Origin of the sequence: Microbacterium paludicola (assembly GCF_015235415.1) — a bacterium.
In the GTDB taxonomy this organism is placed as follows: Bacteria; Actinomycetota; Actinomycetes; order Actinomycetales; family Microbacteriaceae; genus Microbacterium; species Microbacterium paludicola.
Map to the genome: position 1 here is coordinate 14991 of NZ_JADGLL010000028.1, position 20717 is coordinate 35707.

The window sequence follows — 20717 nt, forward strand, 5'->3', positions numbered from 1 at the left end:
TGATCTTCGAGCCGAAGTGGGACGGGTTCCTTCACTGAACCCGGGAAGGCCCGGTTGGACGTCAAGTGTGCGGCTCCGGGCGGAAGATCTCTTCCCAGGTGGTACCGAAGTCACGTGTCGTGACCACGCCACGTTGGTCGACGAGGGCGATCTCGTCGCCCGGCGTGACGGTGAGGGCCTGGGCGGCACCGTCGTACTCGCCTCCGGTGGCCCACTCGCCGCTGGGGAGCTGGTAGACGAGTGTGTTGTCGAAGCTGGTGCCGACCAGTAGCCCCAGGCTGTTCGTCGCGATCAGAACCATCCGCGGCGCAGTCTCGTCGAGCTCGAACGTCGCACCCGCGTCACGGCTGACATAGAGCCCTTCGGGAGTGGTCGCGTAGACGGTGTCGGAATCGTCGGGGTCGGCGAGCATGTCGCGTGCGTCGACGCCGACTCCGTCGTTCCAGGTGCGCCCGCCGTCGTCGGAGCGGTAGACGGTGCCGAAGTTGTTCGCGTAGATGCGATTCGGATCGGATTCGCTGATGGCGAGGTCGTGGAAGTCGGCCTCACCGGTGAATGCGACGTTCGTCCAGGTGCGGGCGTTGTCGTCGGAGCGGATGAGGCCGAGATTCTGGCCGGCGAAGTGGTCGGGGCTGTTCGGCCCGGGGTGTCCGGAGGCATAGAGCTGACCGTCGACGGCGGTGAACCCCATGGCGTCGAAGTCGTTGCCGGCGACCGGTCCGCTGAGCTCCGCCGAGCGGGTGAGGGCGTCGAGTTGGTAGATGCCGCCGTGGCTGGCGATGAGCAGACCGCCCGTCTCGGGGTCGGAGGCGAGCCCGTGGATGTGCTCGAGGGCCACCTTGGTGTCGTGGTCGGGGTCCTCGGCTCGTATCAGAGCGCAGCCGGTGAAGAGGGGCGCAGTCAGGGCAAGGGCGGCGAAGGCGGCCAGGCGCCGTCGGGGAATGGCGGGGGTGAAAGGCATGGGAGATCTCCGGGATGGTTTGGGCAGGGCGGAGCCGGTGACCCACCCGGACGGGGTGGCCACCGGCGTGGCGGGTGCTCACAGCTGGGCGAGCAGCTCCTGCATCTCGGTGATCTCGGCGGTCTGGTCCTCGACGATCTTCTGCGCGAGGGCGACGGCGTCGGGGTTCTGGCCGTTGTCGATCTGGGCCTGAGCCATGTCGATCGCGCCCTGGTGGTGCATGATCATCTGCTCCAGGAACAGGCTCGATGCGGTTTCGCCGTCGGCTTCCTCGAGGGCGGCCATCTCCTCTTCGGACATCATGCCGCCGCTGTGGTCCATCCCACCCATGTCGGTGTCCTGGCCCCAGTCTTCGAGCCACTGGTTCATGGTCTCGATCTCCGGGCCCTGAGCGGCCTTGATGCGCTCGGCAAGCGCGACGACGTCCGGGTGAACCCCGTCCTTGGCCAGCAGAGTGTCGGACATCTCTATGGCCTGCTGGTGGTGCATGACCATCTCCATCGCGAACGTCACGTCCGCGTCGTTGAACACCGCGCCACTGGCCTCAGCGGAGGCGCTGGGCGAGCTGCTGGTGCCGTTGCCGTGGTTCATGCCTTCCATATCGGAGCCACCGGTGTCGCTGCAACCGGTCAGGACGAGCGCGGTCGCGAGGATGCCGGCGTGGAATGCAATCGTGCGGATCTTCATGAGGGTCTGTCTCCTAAGTCGTTGTTGAGGGGCGTGCCGAAGCACGGGATCTGCGACAGCAGATGACCCTCAGGTGCGACTGATGGAGAGGACGTTCAGATCGGGAGGAACCGGCGGCGCCTCCGTGAGCGTCGCCGTGGCATGTGGCGGCGCCTGAGCGCGCGCAATGGTGACGACCCGGCCGGGGCGAATGGCGAGGACGATGCTGACGGCGAGCAGGGCGAGCACGCACGCCATGAACGCCATCGCGTCCATGCCGCCCCCGCAGTCGCCCTCAGCGCAGGGATCCGCCGCGGAATGATCACCGGCTGTAGCCGCGTCCGGGCTCGCGACGTCAACCATCGCGGGCTCACCGCCATGGTGCGTGCTCTCGCTGATCACCACGGGAGCGTGGTGGGTGCTGCCGCTGCTGAGCACGTGCATGCCGACTAGGCCAATCAGCACCCCGATGACGGCCGCGGCGGTGAGTAGGAAGGTGCGCGCCAGTGTGGCGCTCGGACGCATCGCCTGGCGCAGCGTCATCACGCTCATCAGCGCACCTCCCTTCCCGCTCACAATCTACGAAACCCGCCTGTCAGGCACCACGCAAGACCGCTGCAGCGGTGATCTCGGGGCGCATGTCCAGCCGGCGCAACAGCTGCGCGTTCAGCGCGACGACGATCGTCGACAGCGACATCAGGATCGCCCCGACCGACATCGGGAGCACGAACCCGAACGGGGCGAGCACCCCGGCGGCGAGCGGGACGGCGATCAGGTTGTAACCGGCAGCCCACCACAGGTTCTGCTTCATCTTCCGGTAGCTTGCCCGCGACAGCTCCATCACCGACAGCACCGATCGCGGGTCGTCGCTGGCGAGGATGACACCGGCGGAGGCGATCGCGACGTCGGTGCCCGCACCGATCGCTATACCCACGTCGGCCTGGGCGAGGGCGGGAGCGTCGTTGACGCCGTCGCCGACCATCACGACCTTGCGGCCCTCCTCCTGCAGCTGCTTGACCTTGGAGGCCTTGTCCTCGGGACGCACGCCGGCGAAGAACCGGTCGATGCCAAGCTCCTCGGCCACGGAGGCGGCGACCGCTTCCGCATCGCCGGTGATCATCACGACCTGGACGCCGCGGACGTGGAGCGCCTCGATCGTCTCCCGGGACTCGCTGCGGATCTCATCGGCCAAGCGAAGCGCCCCGGCGACCTGACCGTCGATCAGGATGTGCAGGATGATCGCCCCCTCGCGGCGCCACTCGTCCGCGACGGGCAACTCGGCGGATCCCTCCTGCTCGAGCAGGTAGGGGCCGCCGACCTGTACCAGGTGCCCGTCGACGGTGGCGCGCACGCCGACCGCCGGTGAGGACTCGAACCCGGAGGATCCCGGCACCGCCAGTCGCTTCTCGCTCGCGCCGTTCACGATCGCGCGTGCCAGGGGGTGCTCAGAGTCCGCCTCGGCCGCCGCAGCGAGGGCGAGCAGCCGATCGGCGTCGATCCCGCCGGCGGGGTGCACCGCGGTGACCGCCGGAGCGCCCTTCGTCAGGGTGCCGGTCTTGTCGAACAGGACCGTGTCGATGGTGCGCATACTCTCCAGCGCCAACCGGTCCTTGATGAGCACTCCGCCGCGCGCGGCCCGCTCGGTGGCGATGGACACCACCAGCGGGATCGCCAGGCCCAGAGCGTGGGGGCAGGCGATCACGAGGACGGTGATGGTGCGGACCACGGCCTGATCTGGGAGGCCCAGCAGCGTCCATACCAGCGCGGTGATGACGCCTGCGATCAGGGCGAACCAGAACAGCAGCGCCGCGGCGCGGTCAGCGATTCGCTGCGCGCGGGACGAGGAGTTCTGCGCTTCGGCAACCAGCCGCTGGATGCCGGCGAGGGTGGTGTTCTCTCCGATCGCGGTGATCTCCACGCGCAGGCCCGAATCGGTCGCGACGGTGCCGGCGACGACCTGGTCGCCCTCGGAGCGGCGGACCGGGCGGGATTCGCCGGTGATCATGGCCTCGTCCATGCTCGCGGAGCCCTGCACGACCCGCCCGTCTGCGGGCACGCGGCCGCCCGGGCGGACCACCACGACGTCCCCGACACGCAGGTCGGCGGGGGCGACGGTGACGGTGGTGTCGCCCTCGATGCGCTCGGCCTCGTCCGGCAGCAGCGCGGCGAGGGAGTCCAGCGCGGACGTCGTCTGGGCAAGGGAGCGCATCTCGATCCAGTGCCCCAGCAGCATGATGACGATCAGCAGCGCGAGCTCCCACCAGAAGTCGAGCTCATGGTGCAGGACGCCCAGGCTCGCGCCCCACGAAGCCAGGAACGCGACCGTGATGGCCAGACCGATCAGCAGCATCATCCCGGGCTTGCGGGTGCGCAGCTCGCTGACCGCGCCGGTGAGGAAGGGCGCACCGCCGCACACGTACATCACCGTGCCGAGCACGGGTGAGATCCAGCTCACCCATGCGGCGTCGGGCAGCGCGTACCCGAGCAGCATGGCGAACATGCTCGAGAACGCCACCACCGGCACGGCGAGGGCGAGCATGATCCAGAACAGGCGGCGGAACTGCCCCACGTGATCACCGTGACCGGCATGCCCGCCATGGCCGACGTGCCCGCCATGACCAGCGTGCGCGGCTTGACCGGGATGCGCGCCGTGATTGTGCTCCGCTTGATCGTGACCGCTGTGGTCCTGGCTGCCGTGCGCTGCCGGTTCGGTCGCGACGGCTTCGCGCATACCCTCGGCGGTTGCCTCGGGATCCGTGTGCTCCGTGGTGCTGTCGTGTCCGGCGCGGTTGTGGCCGGTGTGCCCGTGCATGGTGTGATCGTGCTGGCTCATCGGAGCCTCCTCTGCGAGTTGCCGCCGCTGGACGGCCGGGAGGGCAGGAGTGGGTGGATGCTCGGCCGTGTCAGGCGTCGCTGACGGTGTAGCCGGCCTCAGCGACGGCGACGCGCAGCGCATCGGCGTCGACGGGAGCGGAGCTTCGGACCGTGACGGTCGAGGTGCCGCCCGCGGTGAGCGCGACCGACACGTCGTCCACGCCGGGAACCGCGGACAGCTCTTCGGTGACGCTGGCAATGCAGTGCGCGCACGTCATCCCCTCCACCAGCAGCGTGGCCGACAGTCCCGCTTCCACGGGCAGCTGTTGCGTCGTCGAGGCGCTCGGGGCGGCGCAGCAGGCGCATCCGACGCCGGCGTCCTTGAGACCCAGCTCGACTCGTTCGATCGTCATGATGATGTCCTTCCGGTGACGTGGTTCACGAGCGCACCAGGCGCGCGATGGCCGCGTTTGCTTCGCGGATCTTCTCCTCCGCGACCGGCCCGCCCTGCGCGGTCGCCTCGGCCACGCAGTGGCTGAGGTGGTCGCCGAGCAGCGACAGTGCCACCGCTTCGAGGGCCTTCGTCGCTGCGGAGACCTGCGTGAGGATGTCGATGCAGTAGTCGTCGTTCTCGACCATCCGCGCGATCCCCGCGACCTGTCCCTCCGCGCGGCGCAGCCTCTTCAGCAGCGCTTCCTTGTTGTCCGCGTACCCGTGCACGCGCCAATGATACATACCCCCACGGGGTATGCAACCCGGTGGGGGAATCTGTGCCGAGGCCCTACCGTGCCGAGGGTCGGGGAAGCGCCCCGATCGAGGAGAAGGAGGACGAGATGACTGTTGCAGAGCAGATGCTGACCACTCACCCCCGGGCGGGCGCCGGCGCCGACACCGCGGCCTTGGTGCGCTGTATCGAGGCGTGCGTGGAGTGCGCCCAGGCGTGCACCGCGTGCGCAGATGCCTGCCTGAGCGAAGAGATGGTGGCTGACCTGACCGCGTGCATCCGCAAGAACCTCGACTGCGCCGACGTCTGCGCGACGACCGCCGCGGTCCTGTCGCGCCAGACCGGCTCGAACACCGACGTCCTGCGCGCCCAGCTCGAAGCATGCCGCGCGGCCTGTGCGTCGTGCGCGGCCGAGTGCGAGACGCACGCCCAGATGCACGAGCACTGCCGGGTGTGCGCCGAGGCCTGCCGCCGCTGCGAGCAGGCGTGCGCGGAGCTGTTGGGGGCACTGTGAGCCAGGCCGGGCACCACTCCGAGCACGAGGGCATGCCGCACTCGAAGCAGGGCGGGATGCAGCACGGGGGGATGGCGAGCTACGGCAAGCTCGCCATCTCCCTCGCACTCAGCTTCATCGTGATGTACCTGCTCACCTTCGCGATGATCAACGTCTTCGCCGACTTCCTGCCCAACATCAGCAACCTCTACATGGCGCTGATGATGGTGTTCCCGATGGGGATCATCATGATCGCCGTGATGTGGAAGATGTTCCCCAACAAGCCACTCAACATCGGACTGCTCGTCGGCTTCGCCGCGCTGTTCGTGGTGGCGTTCCTCATGGGCCGAGCAGAAGCATTCGTCGGGGATGACCAGTTCCTGCGGTCGATGATCCCGCACCACTCCCGCGCGATCCTCGTCTGCGAGCAGTCCAACATCACCGACTCCGAGATCGTCACGCTGTGTGAGCAGATCGTTCAGTCCCAGCAGGAGGAGATCGACCAGATGAAGGACATCCTCGAGCGGCTCAACGATTAGGGGTGGTGTTAAGCACCTCCGTGAGGCGAAAATCGACCGGCTTCTCGAGCTGCTCGTACGTGCATGTCGTCGGGTCTCGGTCCGGACGCCACCGCCGGAACCTGGCCGTGTGTCGGAACCGGTCTCCCTGCATGTGGTCGTACGCCACTTCGACGACCAGTTCGGGGCGAAGCGGGACGAAGGAGAGGTCTTTGCCCTGGCTCCACCGGCTTTGAGTGCCCGGCATCCGGTCTTCCGTCGCAGTTCCAGCAGCGCCGGGCTGCACCCACGGATGGTCGTCCGTGCCGGCCTCCAGGTGCTTCAGTTCCTCGATCAGCGCCGCCCGCCGCGCTGTCGTGAACGAAGCGGAGACGCCAACATGCTGGAGTCGCCCGCCGTCGTACAGTCCGAGCAGGAGTGACCCGAGGAGCGGCTTGCTCGGTGTCGAGCTCTTGTGAAGCCTGTAACCGGCGACCACGCAGTCGGCTGTGCGCTCGTGCTTCACCTTGAACATCACTCGCTTATCCGGCTGGTACACGGCATCGAGCGGCTTGGCGACGACACCATCCAATCCAGCGCCCTCGAACCGGGTGAACCAGTCCTGCGCGCGGGAGAGCTCGGACGTCTTCGGGGTCAGGTGGATGGGAGCGTCGGCATCGACGAGCGCATCCTCGAGCCGCTGACGGCGCTCTCCAAAAGGAAGCGCCATGAGGTCGTCGTCCTCCTCGGCGAGGAGGTCGAACGCGATGAAGGATGCCGGCGATTGCGCAGCGAGAAGCTTGACGCGGCTGGCTGCAGGGTGAATGCGTTGCTGCAGCAGATCGAAGTCCAACCGCTCACCGCGGATGATGACGATCTCTCCGTCCAGCACGCACCGTTCGGGCGTCGTGTTCTTCAGTGCCTCGACCAGCTCGGGGAAATAGCGGGTCATGGGCTTCTCGTTGCGGCTGCCAAGGATGATCTCGTCGCCGTCGCGGAAGACTATGGTCCTGAATCCATCCCATTTGGGCTCGACGTGCCCCAGATCGGGGATCGACGAGACCGCTTTAGCGAGCATCGGCGCTACGGGCGGCATCACTGGCAGGTCCATGGAAACATCCTGGCCGCATCTGCAGCTTTCGTCGCGATACTCAGCTGCCCGGAACCGCTTCGCTGGCGCGCTGCTTGGCAAGAGCCTCGTCTCGGCGTCGACGGATGTGCACCAAGCTCTCCTCGAGGGCGGCTACCTCGCCGAGCCAGACGTGCCGTCTGGCTTCCTCGAGACGTCCCTCGGCGTTGACCGCCATCTCTTCAAGGCGCGGGCTCTGTCGCGGGTCCACGTCCAGGAAGCGGCATCTCGCGCACGCGCTTTCGTGCACGCACGGCGTCGCGTACGGCCGGTGACAGTCGCCGAGCGCGACCTTGCGCAGCAGGAAGTGCTGCTCGAAGTCGCCCCACTCCGCCTCCGTCGCCTGTCGGAACTCGCCCTCGGGTCGCGCGCCCCGACGCCGTTCGATGAAGGCCTGGTGCGCTTGAACGACTTCTTCCGGGCGCGCTTCTCGTCGGGCAAGGACGTGACGTACGTGCCGCTGCGCCCCGAGCGCGTGCTCGAGGTGCGCTATGACCAGCTGGAGGGCGATCCCGCGTTCCGGATGCGCTTTCGCCACACCGTGCAATTCGAGCGATGGCGCCCCGACCGCGAGGCGACATCCTGCCGCTTCGACCAGCTCGACGTGCCGGCGAAGTACGACCTCGGCGACGTCATCGACTGACCGTCGAGCAGGGCGCGGGGGCTCAGTCGCGCAGGGAGTGGACCATGCCCTGCAGGATCCGCAGGGCGTCCGCCTTGTCGGTCTCTGTCATCCCCGCCAGCATCCGGATCTCCACCGATCGAACGGCCGCGGACGCCACCTTGAGCCTCTCCCGGCCGCGAGCCGTGAGCCGCGCCGGAAGGGCCTTCCCGACCGGGGGCTGCGCAGGTCGTGCCACGTATCCGTCACGCTCCAGCGCCTGGAGCAGCACATTCATCGACTGCCTCGTCACGAACGCGCCCCGAGCGAGCTCCGAGTTCGACAAGCCCGGCCGCTGCGCCAGGAGCTCCAGGCACGAATAGTGAGTGATCGTCATCCCCAGCGGCCGCAGCACGTCCTCCATCGCGGTGCGGAGAGCGCTCGACGCCTCCTTCAGCACGTACCCCAGTGATGTCTCGAGGTCGATGCCGCTGCGCGCTTGACTCATGTCAGCATTCTGACATAGTCTCTGACGTGTCAGAAAACTGACACAAAAGGAAGAAGCACACTCATGCCTGCCACCGGTCCCGACTTCATCTCACTCCAGGTACGCGATCTCGACGCCTCGCAGGCGTTCTATGAGCGATACCTCGGCCTCGCCCACACCCCCGCGGGGCCTTCGCACGCCGTCGTCTTCGAGACGAAGCCGATCGCGTTCGCGCTGCGCGACATCGTTCCCGGCACCGATCCGGCGTCTGGGGATCACCCCGGAGCCGGCGTCGCCATCTGGCTGCACGCCACCGACGTCCAGGTCATTCACGATGCTCTGGCAGCCGACGGACACACGATCGTCGCGGACCCTTTCGACGGTCCCTTCGGCCGGACGTTCACGTTCGCAGATCCCGACGGCTATCGGATCACCCTCCACGACCGCGCCTGACGCCGCCGCGCCTCACACGCGCGGATCGGCACCTCTGTGCATGCAGCGATCGTGCTGCAAGGGGGCCTGCGGTCGCGACGCGCACACCTCCCCGGTGCGGCACCGGAGCAACAGGAAGTCGCTCGGCGCTCAGTCCTCGTCGGGGATCGGGTTCTTCGGCAGCTTCTTGACGCGGGGGCGGCGCTTCGGCCGCTCCGGGATCATCGAGCGCATCTCCTCGAGCTTGCCCCAGCACAGCAGGCGGTCCTCGGCCTCGAGGACCCAGCTGCCCTTCGGGTTCGGGATGACGGATGCGCCGCGGTGCAGGGTGAGCACGGTGATGTCGCGCTCGCGCAGCCCCGAATCGTCCAGTCGGCGGCCGACGAGCTCGGCGTCGCCGTGCACAACCAGCTCGGCGACGCCGTATCCGGTCGAGACCGACAGCCGCTCGCGCACGTCGATCTGCGGGAACGCCACCTGGTTTGCGATGTAGTCGACGATCGCGCCGGCGACGTCGAGGTTGGTCGCCTCCTCGATCCCCTGCAGGCCGGGCGAGGAGTTGACCTCCATCACGAGCGGGCCCTCATCCGACTCGAGCATGTCGACACCCGCGACCTTGAGCCCCATGATCTGCGCGGCACGCACGGCGGTGCGCTCGTACTCCTCGGTCAGCTCGACGCGCTGGACCGATCCGCCGCGATGCACGTTCGAGCGGAACTCATCGCCCTTCGCGGAGCGGCGCATGGCGGCGACCACGCGGTCGCCGACGACGAGCGCGCGGATGTCGCGGCCGCGCGACTCCTTGACGAAGTGCTGGATGAGCACGTTCTGGCGAGCCGACTGCAGCGTCTCGACGATCGCCTCGGCGACCTTGATCTCCGGGGCGAGGATGACGCCGATGCCCTGCGTGCCCTCGAGCAGCTTGAGCACAACCGGCGCTCCGCCGACGCGCTCGATCGCCGGCACCACATCCGCCCGGTCGCGCACGAACGCGGTCGCCGGCATGGCGATCCCGTGACGGGACAGGATCTGGTTCGCCCGCAGCTTGTCCCGCGAGTTCGCGATGCCGTTGGCGGTGTTTGGCGTGTAGACGTCCATCTGCTCGAACTGCCGCACGACGGCCGTGCCGTAGTACGTGATCGAGTTGCCGATGCGCGGGATGATCGCGTCGTACTCCGACAGGCGCCGACCGCGGAACTGCAGGTCGGGTTCGTCCCCGGCCAGGTCGATCGCGAAGCGCAGGGTGTTGAGCACCTTCACCTCGTGCCCGCGATCGAGCGCGGCTGCGCGCAGTCGCTGAGTGCTGTAAGCGCGCGGCGCGCGGGACAAGATGGCGATCTTCACTGAACAGTCCTGTGTTCCTGGTTGGATAAGTGACGTGTCCCCCCATCTTCCCCCGTCCGAGAGCGTGCCGAGTCACGCGCTCGTGGGCTGGCGCGAATGGGTGGGACTTCCCGGCCTCGGGGTGGAGTGGCTCAAGGCGAAGGTCGACACGGGGGCTCGCACGTCCTCGCTCCACGCCTTCGGTCTCAAGGAGTTCACGCGCGACGGCGAGTCGTGGGTGCGCTTCGAGGTGCACCCCTGGCAGCGCAGCGCGGATGACGCGGTGCCGGTCGAGCTGCCCGTTCACGACCACCGCCGGGTGCGCAGCTCGTCGGGGCACACCGAGCGCCGCGTTGTGGTGATGCTCGAGCTCCGCGTGCTCGACCGGGTCATTCCCGCCGAGGTCACACTCACGCGCCGGGATGCGATGGGATTCAGGATGCTCGTCGGCCGCGAGCTGCTGAGCCAGGGCTTCCTCGTCGACTCCGCGGCCTCGTATCTCGGCGGCAAGCCACCGCGTGCAGTGCGCCGGGCGAACAAGCGTCCCCCGGCGCGCGAGCATCGCCGCTCGTTCCGTCACCCCGCTGAGGACTGAGGCCGCCGCAGCGCCCGTGTGAACGTGCGAGCCGGTCATCTCGACTCGCTGGCGCTCGCTCGATAACCGAGGGTTGCTGAGCGAGCCTGATAACCCAACGGTTGCTGAGCGAGCTTGCGAGCCGAAGCGACCGACCCGTGGCTGGGCGAGCGTGCGGGCCGGTCATCTCGACTCGGTGGCGCTCGCTCGATAACCGAGGGTTGCTGCGCTCGCTCGATAACCGAACCGGTTGCTGAGCGAGCTTGCGAGCCGAAGCGACCGACCCGTGGCTGGGCGAGCGTGCGGGCCGGTCATCTCGACTCGGTGGCGCTCGCTCGATAACCGAACCGGTTGCTGAGCGAGCTTGCGAGCCGAAGCGACCGACCGCAGCCCGCCCCTTCCCCCCAGATCAGTCCTCGATCCGGTTCCCCTCGGCGTCCCAGTTCTCGGCATTCTTCTTGCTGGGCTGCACGCGCGGCGGCTCCCCCGGCATCTTCGGGAACTCGGGCGGGAACGGCATCTCGCCCTGACCGTTCTCGACGTCCCGCTGCCACCACTCGAGCAGGGTGTCGATCCTGCCCGGCTGATCCTGGATCCCCGCCCACGGATCTCCCTGCGCGAGCCGATCCGGAATCGTCCGGACCGTGAACCGCGTCGGATCGACGTCGTCCACCTCGTCCCAGTGAAGCGGCGTCGACACGGAGGCATGCGGAAGCGCGCGGGGGCTGTAGGCGCCCGCCATCGTGCGGTCGCGGTTCGCCTGGTTGAAGTCGACGAAGATGCGGGCGCCCCGCTCCTCCTTCCACCACGCGGTGGTGACCTTGTCGGGCATCCGGCGCTCGAGCTCACGTCCGGCGGCGATCACCGCGTGACGCACGTCGAGGAACTCCCACTCGGGCACGATCGGGCAGAACACGTGCAGGCCGCGGTTGCCGCTGGTCTTGATCCACGCCTCGAGGCCCGCCTCGCGCAGCACCTCCCGCAGCGCGTGCGCGGCCGGGATCGCGTCGGTCACGTCGGTGCCGGGCTGCGGATCCAGGTCGATCCGAAGCTCCACGGGGTTGTCGGTCTCGGGCACGCGCGACGCCCACGGATGGAACACCACGGTGTTCATCTGCACCGCCCACACGATCGCCGCCGGCTCCGTCAGGTAGACCTGCGGATGCCGCCGGCCGCTGTTGTAGGTGACCGTCTCGGACTTCACGAAGGACGGCGCACCCTTCGGCGGGTTCTTGGAGAAGAACATCTCGCCGCCGACCACCTCGGGATACCGCTCGAGCGAGACGGGCCGGTGCCCGTTGTGCGCGAGGAACGCGTCGGCCACGGCGATGACGTACTCGGCGAGCTCGTGCTTGGTGATCCCCACCTCGGGCCACAGCACGCGGTTCGGGCTCGAGAGCCCCACCTCGCGATCGCCATCCGGTCCGGGAATGGTCAGGGTGATGCGTTCCGACGCCATAGCGCCACCCTACGGATGCGGGCGATCCGGCGAAACGGCTTGACGAGGGTTCAGTCGCCGTCGTCGAGGTGCATCGGCTCCGGCGCTGCCTGCGGCTCGCCGGTCTGGGCCTGCGTTGTGGTGGTGGCGTCGCCGGGCCGTGCCGCATCCGTCTTGTCGGCGTCGTCCGCGAGCGCGATGACCGGGGCGAGCTCCTCGCGCGTGAGGGTGATGAGGGGGCCGGCGGGATCGACGATGATGCCGCCGACGGCCTCGTGGTCGCGCAGCACCTGTCCGATCTTCGCGGCCGACAGCGGCAGGGCGCGCTCCTCGCGTCCCTGCGCGGCGACCTCGATCGGGTGCGAGAAGACCTGCAGCAGGCGCGTGCCGTTGGCCAGTCGCGCCTCGGCGATGCCGAGCTGCGTGCTGTCCTCGGCGGCCTTGCCGATCGCGACCCAGAGCGGCACGCCCTCGGCGAGCAGCTGCGCGATGCGGTGCGGGGTGTCGGCCTCGCGCGGGGCGGCGAGCGCGGCCTTCAGACGCATCGCCGGATCCGCCTGCCCGAGCGCCCGCTCGAGCACCTCGCGCGGCAGCACGGCGCGGTGCGGGGCCGAGTTGTTGTCGACGATGAGGCCCGAGAAGTTCTGCTCGATGAGGTGCTTCAGGATCGAGCCGACCGGCTGGCCGACGGCCGACGTGCTCGCGTCGCCGTCGGCGCGCACCGCGTCGTGGAGCGCCTTGCCCGAGCTGAACACGAGCATGTAGGTCTTCTCGCCGTCGCGGGCGATGCCGAACGAGAGGCGGCCGTTGCCCTCGGCGAGCTGCTCGCGGGCGTTGCCCTGCACGCGCAGGAACAGGTGGCCCTGCAGCAGCTGGCGCACGACCCCGATGAGCTGCGCGCCGCTCGGGTTCTCGGGAAGAGCGGCGAGCGCGTCGCGCAGCAGGGCATTGTCGCGCAGGCCCGGCACGGTCTCCAGCTGCTCCGGCGGCGCGGCCGGGGCGAGCGGAAGCTCCCGCGGAGCCGGCGGCGCGGGCTGCGCCGGCGCGGTGCCCGGCTTCAGCGTGTCGTGCGGACTCGGGATGCGGGGATCGCCCTGGCGCGGTCCCTCCTGCGGCGGGGGCGCGACCTCAGGCCCGGCCGTGCCGCCGAGCCCGCGGAAGGACGACAGCGAGATGCCGACCTGCGGCGCGGGATCACTCGGCGTCTCGGGCGCGGCATCCTGCGCGACGTCGCCCGAGGCATCCGGAGTCGGTTCGCTCTCGACGGGCGCCTGCTCCGCGGAGACCTCGGCGGCCGTCTGGTCGTCGTCCTTCTTCTTCCGCGAGAACAGTCCCATGCGCCCAGCCTACGTGTGACGCGCAACCCCGTGAGGGACTTGACGGGGGTGCCCGGGGCGCCCGAGGTCTTGGCCGCCCGCGCTTCTGCGACCGCACATCCACGCCGCGGCATCACACCCCGAGGGATGTCAGTTCACGGGAGGGATGTGCCCCCGCACGCGGGATGTGATCTCGCGCCCATCAGCCGGATGCCCCGCCGACTACAGCTTGGCGATCGGCGCGATCTTGATGAGCAGCTTCTTGGGGCCGGCGGTGTCGAAGCGGACGTGCGCGATGCGCTTCGCGCCCTCGCCCGTGACCGCGTCGACGCGCCCCTCGCCGAAGTCGTCATGCCGGATGCGGTCGCCCGCGGCGAGCTCGAGGTCGCCGTTGTCGCGCACCTTGTTGGTGACGAGGCCCGGGAACTTGTCCATCGCGGTCGACTTCGGCTTGAGGCTGCTGCTCGGGCCGAGCGGCTTGACGCCCCACCGGTCCGAGCCGCCGGGGCGACGCGCGTTGAGCGCGCGCGACTGCGATCCGCCGCGGCCGTTGACGTCGCCGGGTGACTGGCGCCAATGGATGAGATCTGCCGGGATCTCCTGCAGGAACCGGCTCGGCATCGCGGCCGAGACCTCGCCGAACTGCGCGCGCGTCATCGCGAGCGACATGTACAGGCGCTTCCGCGCGCGCGTGATGCCCACGTAGAACAGGCGCCGCTCCTCCTGGGGGCCGCCCGGCTCGTTCGCCGAGATGCGGTGCGGGATCAGGTCCTCCTCGACGCCCGTGAGGAACACGGTGTCGAACTCGAGGCCCTTCGCGGTGTGCAGCGTCATGAGCGAGACGGATCCGGATGCGTCGTCCAAGTCGTCGCTGTCGGCGACGAGCGCGACGGTGGTGAGGAAGTCGAGCACCGTGCCATCCGGGTTGTTGCGCGCGAACTCGCGCGTCACGGCGACGAGCTCGTCGAGGTTCTCGATGCGGGCCTCGTCCTGCGGATCGCGGCTGGCGCGCAGCGCATCCATGTACCCGGTCTTGTTCAGCAGCACCTGCAGCCCCTCGGCGACCGATGTCGGCGGCGGGATCTCGCCGTTCGACGGCAGCAGGATCTCCTGCGCCTCGACGAGCACGTTGTGCAGCTGCGCGATCGCGCCCTGGATCTTCGGCCCGAAGCCGAGCTCGGCGGAGTGGCCGAGCGCGTCGCGGAACGTGATGCCGTTGCGCTCGGCGAACGACGAGATGGTCTCGACCGAGACGTCGCCGATGCCGCGGCGCGGCTTGTTGATGATGCGCCGCAGCGCCATCTCGTCGGCGGGGTTCGCGACGGTCACGAGGTACGCGAGCGCGTCCTTGATCTCCTGACGCTCGTAGAACTTCGTGCCGCCCATGATCTTGTACGGCACGGCGGCGCGGATGAAGATCTCCTCCAGCGCACGGGACTGCGAGTTGGTGCGGTAGAACACCGCCATCTGCCCGTAGTCGACGCCCTGGCGGCGCAGCTGCTCGATCTCGTCGGCCACGAACTGCGCCTCGTCGTGCTGCGAGTAGCCGGTGAAGCCGATGACCTTCTCGCCGTCGCCCTGGTCGCTCCAGAGCCGCTTGTCCTTGCGGTCGAAGTTGTTCCGGATCACCGAGTTGGCCGCGGTCAGGATGTTCTGCGTCGATCGGTAGTTCTGCTCGAGCAGCACGACCTTCGCGCCGGGGTAGTCACGCTCGAACTCGGTGATGTTGCGGATGTCCGCACCGCGGAACGCGTAGATCGACTGATCCGAGTCGCCGACGACGGTGAGCGAGGCGCCCTCGGCCTCGTCCATCAGCGCGAGCATGCCGCCGCCGACGTCAGTCGAGGACGACACGGGGCGCGTCAGCTCGTGGATGAGCGCGTACTGGGCGTGGTTCGTGTCCTGGTACTCGTCGACCAGGATGTGCCGGAACCGCTTGCGGTAGACGTCGGCCACCTGCGGGAACGCCCGGAACAGGTACACGGTCTGCGCGATGAGGTCGTCGAAGTCGAACGCGTTCGCCTTCTGCAGCTGCCGCTGGTACGCGCGGAACAGGTCGGTGAACATCCGCTCGACCGGGTCGTTCATGTTCGCGTCGCGCGCGTACGAGTCGGCGTCGGCGAGCTCGTTCTTGAGCTTCGAGATCTTCGACTGCACGGACGCCGGGGTGAGGCCCAGGGCGTCGGCCTCGTGCTCCTTGACCAGGCGCTTGATCAGCGCGCGCGAGTCGCCGGAGTCGTAGATCGTGAACGCCTTGGTGAAGCCGAACTGGTCGGCCTCGCGACGCAGGATGCGCACACACGCCGAGTGGAAGGTCGAGATCCACATTCCGCGCGCGCTGTCGCCGATGAGCTGCTCGACGCGCTCGCGCATCTCGCCCGCGGCCTTGTTCGTGAAGGTGATCGCGAGGATCTGGCTCGGCCACGCCTCGCGTGTGCGCAGCAGCGACGCGATGCGGTGCGTCAGCACGCGGGTCTTGCCGGATCCTGCGCCGGCCACGATCAGCAGGGCGGGGCCGCGGTACTCGACGGCTTCGCGCTGCTGCGGGTTGAGGCCCTCGAGCAGGTCGTCGAAGGCGCCGGCCTGCGGGCCCCGGGGCCCGGCCCCGGCGGGCACGATCAGGGGCGTGGAGGAGTCGCTCATTGCCCTTCGAGTCTAGGCGGGGCCACCGACACCAGACTGGGCCCATACCCAGTGGCCGCGCACCCGGCGCGTGCGGTCTCGCCGGACCAGCCTCACTCGCGGAAGTACGCGACGCCGAGGTCGGGGTGGTCGACGAACACGCCGTCCACCCCGGAGCGGCGGATGACGTCCCACTCCGACTCGTAGTCGCCGAACGCGGCCTTGCCGCCCTTGCCCCGGAACTCCGGGATCAGGAACGCGTTCTCGGGACGGCAGGTCCACGTGAACACCTGCAGGCCCCGGGCGTGCGCATCGGCCACGACCGGCGAGGGTCCGCTCGTGCGCCCGCGGCGATCCGGGGCGAGGATCATCCGCTTGTCGACGCTGATCCCGTCCACCGTGCCGATCAAGGCGTCGAGCCCGCGCGGCGTCGCGGTCGCGGGATAGGACGGTGCGGCGTCGCCGTGAGCGGCGATGAGGTCGAACGGCTTCCCCTTCGCCTCGAGCAGGTAGATGTACGTCGCGGGCAGCCCGCGCTCGCGCAGCCGATGCAGGACGGTCGACTCGAACGACTCCACGACCAGGGGTAGCTCGCCCGTGTCCCATCCGGTCGCGCGCAGCTCGGCCTCGATCATCGGCACCAGGTCGAGACCGATCCCCGCGAAGTAGGTGGCGTGCTTGACCTCGAGCACGACCCCGATCTCGCGGCCCTGAGCGAGCGATCCGGCGCGCACGAGGTCGAGCACGTCGGTCAGCCGCAGCATCGGCTGCGCGTCGTCGAAGGTCGCGCTGCGGGGCCGCAGCTGCGGGATGCGCTCCCGCGTCGTCAGCGTCGACAGCTCCTCCCACGTGAAGTCCTCGGTGAACCAGCCGGTGAGCTTGACGCCGTCGACGGTCTTGGTCGTGCGGCGGCTCGCGAACTCCGGACGGTCGGCGACGTTCGTGGTGCCGGAGATCTCGTTCTCGTGCCGGACGACGAGCACCCCGTCCTTCGAGGCGACGATGTCGGGCTCGACCGCGTCGACGCCGAGCTGGAGCGCGAGGTCGTACGACGAGCGCGAGTGCTCGGGGCGGTAGCCGGGGGCTCCGCGGTGCCCGATGACGAGCGGAAGGCGGCGAGGCATGCGACAAGCCTAGGCACTCGGATGCGTTCGCCCGGGGCGTAGCCGGGCGCCCGCGAATCCCAGCACAGGCATAAGAAACCGTGGGTAATGTGGATCAACAGCGCTCGACAGGGCTGTCCCGCAACCATTTGGAGTTGACCGATCATGGCCAAGTTGGGATTCACCGACCCCGCCTTCCAGACCTCGACGCGTCCGCCGCAGGCGCCCACGTCCTACGCGGCGCAGACCTACCCGGGCGGCGCCGCCGCCGGCCAGCAGTCGCCCGGCCTCGTGCCGCCGCCGGCCTCTCACCTCGAGGGCCTGTACTCGGCACCCTCGGCTGATGCGGTCGACACCGGCCGGATGACGGTCGAGGACACGATCCACAAGACCCTCGCCTCGTTCGGCGTGCTGCTGCTCGGTGCCGTCGTCGGCTGGTGGGCGACGCTCGCCAACCCCGGCATGGGCCTCGGCATCGCGATCGTCGGCGCGCTCGCCGGCTTTGTGCTCGGCCTCGTGAACTCGTTCAAGCGCATGCCCGGCGCCGGCCTGGTGCTCGCCTACGCGGGTGCCGAGGGTCTGTTCATCGGCGCGTTCTCGCTGATCATGGAGCAGGTCTTCCCCGGCATCGTGATGCAGGCGACGCTCGCCACGCTCGCGGTGGTCGGCGTGACCCTCGCCCTGTTCTCGAGCGGCAAGGTCCGCACGTCGCCGCGCATGACGAAGATCGTCATGATCGCCGCCCTCGGTTACCTCGCCTTCAGCCTGCTGAACTTCGGCTTCATGATCTTCGGCGGGCCGGCCAGCGACCTCGCCTGGGGAATGCGCTCGGTCGAGATCATGGGCATCCCGCTCGGCGTGATCATCGGCATCCTCGCCGTGCTGCTCGCGGCGTACATGCTCGTCATGGACTTCGAGTTCGTGCAGAACGGCGCTCGCAACGGCGCGCCGCGCAAGCTCGGCTGGAAGGCCTCGTTCGGCATCGTCGCGACCGTCATCTGGATCTACGTCGAGATCCTGCGCGTGATCGCGATCCTGCGCGGCAACGACTGACCTCCGCGTCACACGAAGGGCTCGTCCTCCGGGACGGGCCCTTCGTCTTTTCCGCGGAGCGTCGGCGGCATCGAGGAGTACGTGCGACGGGCGTCAGGCCGCGGGTCCCCGAAGTGCCGGAAGCAACCGGCAACTCGGGGACTCGTCGGCGCCCCGGTCCCCAAGGTGCCGGAACCAACCGGCAACTCGGGGACATCCCGGGCCGGCGAACCCTATGCCAGCGGCCCGCCCTCGGCGACCGCGCGGTCGATCAGGGTGCGGACGACGCGGGTGTCCTGCCGAAGGCCGTCGTGCTCGTACTCGTTCGTGACCCACAGGTGCGTGTTCGGCACCTCGCGGGCGGTCTGCTGGGCGTAGCCGAAGTCGACGTACATGTCATCGAAGTACATCGCCGCGGCGATCGGCACCTCGTTGCGACGCAGCTGAGCGGCGTCGTAGAGAGCGGGATGATCCTCCCGCTCGGCGAGGGCGTGCGCCGCGTCGCGGAACGGCCGCAGCGACGCGATCTCGTCGTACATCCAGGGGAAGAACATCTCGCCCGTGAACGGCATCGGCGACGCTCCCGGCTCGAACCCGCCGAGCTCGGCGCGCACGCGCTCCGCCGCCCAGGCGGTCGCGCCGTGCCCGTCGGCGTAGATCTCCTCCTGCAGCAGCGCGTACAGCGGACCGCCCCAGTACTGCGTGTGCGCGTCCACCTCGGCGAGGAAGTGGTCGCTGAGGCGGCCGGATGACGAGAACGCCTCGTCGAACAGCCAGTGCATCCGCTCGAAGCCGGGCTTCATGCCGAAGTCGATGCCGAGGGTCTGCAGGCGCCGGGCGCTCAGGCGGTCGCCGCTCGGCAAGCGCACGTCCGAGTTCTCGATCACGTCGACGACGCGCGCGATGACGTCGGCATCCTGCGGGTACCGGCGGTAGAACTCCGCGGTCTTGTCGGCGACGCGCGGCAGCGTGCGGCGGTAGACGTCGGTCGCGTCCGGGGCGAACGAGGTCAGCCCGCCCGTGACGTACGCGGCCGACACCGCCTCGGGGCGGAACGACAGGTACGTCAGCGTCAGGAATCCGCCGTAGCTCTGGCCGAGGGTCTGCCAGCGCACGCCGCCGAACACCTCACGGCGCAGGTGCTCGAGGTCGGCGATGATCTGCTCGGCCCGGAACTTGCGGATGTACTCGGCCGCGTCCGCCGCGGACAGGCCGGCGATCGACGCCGCCTCCACGCGCGAGGAACGGCCGGTGCCGCGCTGGTCGAGCAGCAGCAGGCGGTGGGTCTTCAGCGCCTCGCCGATCCAGTCCTCGCCGGGCATCGGCCGCGGGCCCTTGCCGCCGGGCCCGCCCTGGAGGAAGACCAGGATCGGCGCATCCTGCCGCTCCACGTGCGCGACCTCGCGCGCGAACACCTCGATCGTCTGCCCGTCATCCGGGGCGGTCCAGTCGAGCGGCATGGTGACGGTGTGGTCCCGGATGATCCGGTCGCGCATCCGATACGAGGAGGAGGTCATGGATCCATCCTCGCCGATCCCTTCGGGTGCGCTCCGTCGCCCGCGGCACCCGCGCAGACGAGGAGATCCGGCCCCGCGAGGAGAATCCACAGGGATTCATCCTCGGGAGGCCGGATCTCCTCGTTTCTCCAGCCGGATCGCCCGGCCGGATCAGCCGGATCAACCGGATCCGGATCGCCGGATCAGTCGTCGCTGCGGAGCGTCGCGTGCCCGGCGGAGAGGTCGACCGTCACGCGGTGGGCCGACGAGTCGTCCGTGTCGAGGCGGTTGTCCACCCGCCCGGCCGAGGCGTCCGAGTTCACGTCGTACGACCCGGCGGGCAGGGTGAGGTCGAGCGAGCCCGCGCTCACGCCGGCCGTGACCAGGTCGGGGGCGGACCCGGTGAGCTCGCCCACCAGGCGTCCCGCCGAGACGGTGATCTCGGCCTCGCTCACATCGGCGAGCTCGACGCGGGCGTCGCCGGCGCTGATGTCGGCCGTGAGCGTGCGTGCCGATCCCGAGACGTTCATGCCGCCCGCGCCGAGCTCGAGGTCGAGCTCGCCGAACGCTCCCTCGGCCCGCAGCTCGCCCGCGGCGAGGGTGAGGTCGGCGTCGATCTCGGCGTCGCGAAGGGACTCGGGAAGCGTCAGCACGACCTGCTCCTCGTTGCGGCCGAAGCGCGGGCCCCAGTCGCCGAACAGCTCGTCGGGGGTGCCGACCTGCAGCTCGTCACCGTCGCGGGTGAGGGTCCATTCGCTGCGGGCGTCGGTGATCTCCAGCGTGGCCTCGTCGACGTCGCCGAACTCGAGCCGGAACGACGACGCGGCGGCGTCGACGTCGAGCGACGTGATGCCGGCGGCGTCGACCGTCAGCGTGTCGTCGATGCGGGACGCGTCGGCGACGACCGAGCGGATGACGCCCGCCACGGTGCCGATCAGGAGCAGCCCGCCGATGACGATCAGGATGATCGCGACCGGCTTGCCCGGGCCGCCGCTGCGCGGGGCCGGGG

General features: G+C 69.3%; 21 protein-coding genes and 1 pseudogene. 7 read left to right on the forward strand and 15 right to left on the reverse strand.

Annotated elements, in window-relative coordinates; translation table 11 throughout:
- Nucleotides 1–61 precede the first annotated feature (61 nt).
- The 4 genes from IR155_RS11150 to IR155_RS11165 form a co-directional block, all read right to left on the reverse strand.
- Nucleotides 62–961 (reverse strand): F510_1955 family glycosylhydrolase, encoded by a 900-nt coding sequence (locus IR155_RS11150; RefSeq protein ID WP_135114905.1) that lies wholly within the window; start codon nt 959–961, stop codon nt 62–64.
- Nucleotides 962–1039: 78 nt separating this feature from the next.
- A complete protein-coding gene (locus IR155_RS11155) occupies nt 1040–1648 on the reverse strand; it encodes a DUF305 domain-containing protein (RefSeq protein ID WP_135114906.1) in 609 nt (202 codons plus the stop codon).
- Nucleotides 1649–1717: 69 nt separating this feature from the next.
- Nucleotides 1718–2179, reverse strand: a complete 462-nt coding sequence (locus IR155_RS11160; protein WP_067027609.1) for a DUF6153 family protein — start codon at nt 2177–2179, stop codon at nt 1718–1720.
- Nucleotides 2180–2222: 43 nt separating this feature from the next.
- A complete protein-coding gene (locus tag IR155_RS11165; protein ID WP_233441185.1) occupies nt 2223–4166 on the reverse strand; it encodes a heavy metal translocating P-type ATPase in 1944 nt (647 codons plus the stop codon).
- A 30-nt stretch (nt 4167–4196) separates the two neighbouring features.
- On the opposite strand from IR155_RS11165, the gene IR155_RS16260 reads away from it, so the two are divergent.
- On the forward strand, nt 4197–4544 hold the full coding sequence (locus IR155_RS16260) for a hypothetical protein (RefSeq protein ID WP_067027611.1): 348 nt from the start codon (nt 4197–4199) through the stop codon (nt 4542–4544).
- Here IR155_RS16260 and IR155_RS11170 read toward each other — a convergent pair.
- Together IR155_RS11170 and IR155_RS11175 are read right to left on the reverse strand one after the other, a co-directional pair.
- Nucleotides 4531–4854 (reverse strand): heavy-metal-associated domain-containing protein, encoded by a 324-nt coding sequence (locus IR155_RS11170; RefSeq protein WP_067027614.1) that lies wholly within the window; start codon nt 4852–4854, stop codon nt 4531–4533. The two genes, IR155_RS16260 and IR155_RS11170, sit on opposite strands and share 14 nt — an antisense overlap.
- Before the next feature lie 25 nt (nt 4855–4879).
- Nucleotides 4880–5161: a metal-sensitive transcriptional regulator gene (locus tag IR155_RS11175; RefSeq protein ID WP_067027616.1), complete on the reverse strand. Its 282-nt coding sequence runs from the start codon at nt 5159–5161 to the stop codon at nt 4880–4882.
- 113 nt (nt 5162–5274) lie between these two features.
- Between IR155_RS11175 and IR155_RS11180 the strand changes: the two genes are divergently transcribed.
- Both IR155_RS11180 and IR155_RS11185 read left to right on the forward strand, forming a co-directional pair.
- Complete coding sequence (locus tag IR155_RS11180) at nt 5275–5679, forward strand: four-helix bundle copper-binding protein (protein ID WP_067027657.1); 405 nt, start codon at nt 5275–5277, stop codon at nt 5677–5679.
- A complete protein-coding gene (locus tag IR155_RS11185; RefSeq protein ID WP_233441183.1) occupies nt 5676–6197 on the forward strand; it encodes a DUF305 domain-containing protein in 522 nt (173 codons plus the stop codon). Before IR155_RS11180 ends, IR155_RS11185 begins: the two co-directional genes overlap by 4 nt.
- On the opposite strand, the gene IR155_RS11190 is transcribed toward IR155_RS11185, so the two are convergent.
- Complete coding sequence (locus IR155_RS11190; protein ID WP_135114907.1) at nt 6187–7266, reverse strand: ATP-dependent DNA ligase; 1080 nt, start codon at nt 7264–7266, stop codon at nt 6187–6189. The genes IR155_RS11185 and IR155_RS11190 overlap by 11 nt on opposite strands.
- Before the next feature lie 436 nt (nt 7267–7702).
- Between IR155_RS11190 and IR155_RS15990 the strand changes: the two are divergent.
- A pseudogene (locus tag IR155_RS15990) lies at nt 7703–7927 on the forward strand (ATP-dependent DNA ligase); the annotation flags it as partial.
- A 22-nt stretch (nt 7928–7949) separates the two neighbouring features.
- Here the strand turns inward: IR155_RS15990 and IR155_RS11200 are convergent.
- Nucleotides 7950–8393: a MarR family winged helix-turn-helix transcriptional regulator gene (locus IR155_RS11200; protein WP_135114909.1), complete on the reverse strand. Its 444-nt coding sequence runs from the start codon at nt 8391–8393 to the stop codon at nt 7950–7952.
- Nucleotides 8394–8456: 63 nt separating this feature from the next.
- On the opposite strand from IR155_RS11200, the gene IR155_RS11205 reads away from it, so the two are divergent.
- The gene (locus IR155_RS11205) at nt 8457–8825 is read left to right on the forward strand and encodes a VOC family protein (protein WP_135114910.1); all 369 of its coding nucleotides are present in this window, start codon (nt 8457–8459) and stop codon (nt 8823–8825) included.
- Nucleotides 8826–8954: 129 nt separating this feature from the next.
- Here IR155_RS11205 and IR155_RS11210 read toward each other — a convergent pair whose 3' ends face one another.
- Nucleotides 8955–10148, reverse strand: a complete 1194-nt coding sequence (locus IR155_RS11210; protein ID WP_135114911.1) for a RimK family alpha-L-glutamate ligase — start codon at nt 10146–10148, stop codon at nt 8955–8957.
- Between the two features lie 34 nt (nt 10149–10182).
- Between IR155_RS11210 and IR155_RS11215 the strand changes: the two genes are divergently transcribed.
- Nucleotides 10183–10722 carry an ATP-dependent zinc protease family protein gene (locus IR155_RS11215; RefSeq protein WP_233441184.1) on the forward strand — a complete coding sequence of 180 codons (540 nt, stop codon included), beginning with the start codon at nt 10183–10185 and terminating at the stop codon, nt 10720–10722.
- 388 nt (nt 10723–11110) lie between these two features.
- Here the strand turns inward: IR155_RS11215 and ligD are convergent, their stop codons facing one another.
- The 4 genes from ligD to IR155_RS11235 all read right to left on the reverse strand — a co-directional run bounded on the left by ligD (nt 11111) and on the right by IR155_RS11235 (nt 17201).
- Nucleotides 11111–12160: a non-homologous end-joining DNA ligase gene (gene ligD / locus IR155_RS11220; protein WP_135114913.1), complete on the reverse strand. Its 1050-nt coding sequence runs from the start codon at nt 12158–12160 to the stop codon at nt 11111–11113.
- Between the two features lie 50 nt (nt 12161–12210).
- Complete coding sequence (locus IR155_RS11225) at nt 12211–13476, reverse strand: SseB family protein (RefSeq protein WP_135114914.1); 1266 nt, start codon at nt 13474–13476, stop codon at nt 12211–12213.
- 201 nt (nt 13477–13677) lie between these two features.
- Nucleotides 13678–16098 (reverse strand): ATP-dependent helicase, encoded by a 2421-nt coding sequence (locus IR155_RS11230; protein WP_135114915.1) that lies wholly within the window; start codon nt 16096–16098, stop codon nt 13678–13680.
- Between the two features lie 92 nt (nt 16099–16190).
- A complete protein-coding gene (locus tag IR155_RS11235) occupies nt 16191–17201 on the reverse strand; it encodes a glycerophosphodiester phosphodiesterase family protein (protein WP_135114916.1) in 1011 nt (336 codons plus the stop codon).
- Between the two features lie 144 nt (nt 17202–17345).
- Here IR155_RS11235 and IR155_RS11240 point away from each other — a divergent pair, with 144 nt between their 5' ends.
- On the forward strand, nt 17346–18233 hold the full coding sequence (locus tag IR155_RS11240; protein WP_135114917.1) for a Bax inhibitor-1/YccA family protein: 888 nt from the start codon (nt 17346–17348) through the stop codon (nt 18231–18233).
- 212 nt (nt 18234–18445) lie between these two features.
- Here IR155_RS11240 and IR155_RS11245 read toward each other — a convergent pair whose 3' ends face one another.
- Both IR155_RS11245 and IR155_RS11250 read right to left on the reverse strand, forming a co-directional pair.
- The gene (locus IR155_RS11245; protein WP_135114918.1) at nt 18446–19729 is read right to left on the reverse strand and encodes an alpha/beta fold hydrolase; all 1284 of its coding nucleotides are present in this window, start codon (nt 19727–19729) and stop codon (nt 18446–18448) included.
- A 182-nt stretch (nt 19730–19911) separates the two neighbouring features.
- On the reverse strand, nt 19912–20717 hold an 806-nt coding region (locus IR155_RS11250), incomplete at its 5' end, for an AsmA family protein (RefSeq protein WP_167760768.1).

Coding starts and splice junctions, on each gene's coding strand:
- IR155_RS11170 (WP_067027614.1), bottom strand. CDS start 4,854: ATGACGATCGAACGAGTCGAGCTGGGTCTCAAGGACGCCGGCGTCGGA.
- IR155_RS11180 (WP_067027657.1), top strand. CDS start 5,275: ATGACTGTTGCAGAGCAGATGCTGACCACTCACCCCCGGGCGGGCGCC.
- IR155_RS11205 (WP_135114910.1), top strand. CDS start 8,457: ATGCCTGCCACCGGTCCCGACTTCATCTCACTCCAGGTACGCGATCTC.
- IR155_RS11155 (WP_135114906.1), bottom strand. CDS start 1,648: ATGAAGATCCGCACGATTGCATTCCACGCCGGCATCCTCGCGACCGCG.
- IR155_RS11165 (WP_233441185.1), bottom strand. CDS start 4,166: ATGCTCGCCCTCGCCGTGCCGGTGGTGGCGTTCTCGAGCATGTTCGCC.
- IR155_RS11150 (WP_135114905.1), bottom strand. CDS start 961: ATGCCTTTCACCCCCGCCATTCCCCGACGGCGCCTGGCCGCCTTCGCC.
- IR155_RS11235 (WP_135114916.1), bottom strand. CDS start 17,201: ATGCCTCGCCGCCTTCCGCTCGTCATCGGGCACCGCGGAGCCCCCGGC.
- IR155_RS11190 (WP_135114907.1), bottom strand. CDS start 7,266: ATGGACCTGCCAGTGATGCCGCCCGTAGCGCCGATGCTCGCTAAAGCG.
- IR155_RS11225 (WP_135114914.1), bottom strand. CDS start 13,476: ATGGGACTGTTCTCGCGGAAGAAGAAGGACGACGACCAGACGGCCGCC.
- IR155_RS11245 (WP_135114918.1), bottom strand. CDS start 19,729: ATGACCTCCTCCTCGTATCGGATGCGCGACCGGATCATCCGGGACCAC.
- IR155_RS11200 (WP_135114909.1), bottom strand. CDS start 8,393: ATGAGTCAAGCGCGCAGCGGCATCGACCTCGAGACATCACTGGGGTAC.
- IR155_RS11230 (WP_135114915.1), bottom strand. CDS start 16,098: ATGAGCGACTCCTCCACGCCCCTGATCGTGCCCGCCGGGGCCGGGCCC.
- IR155_RS11160 (WP_067027609.1), bottom strand. CDS start 2,179: ATGAGCGTGATGACGCTGCGCCAGGCGATGCGTCCGAGCGCCACACTG.
- IR155_RS11240 (WP_135114917.1), top strand. CDS start 17,346: ATGGCCAAGTTGGGATTCACCGACCCCGCCTTCCAGACCTCGACGCGT.
- ligD (WP_135114913.1), bottom strand. CDS start 12,160: ATGGCGTCGGAACGCATCACCCTGACCATTCCCGGACCGGATGGCGAT.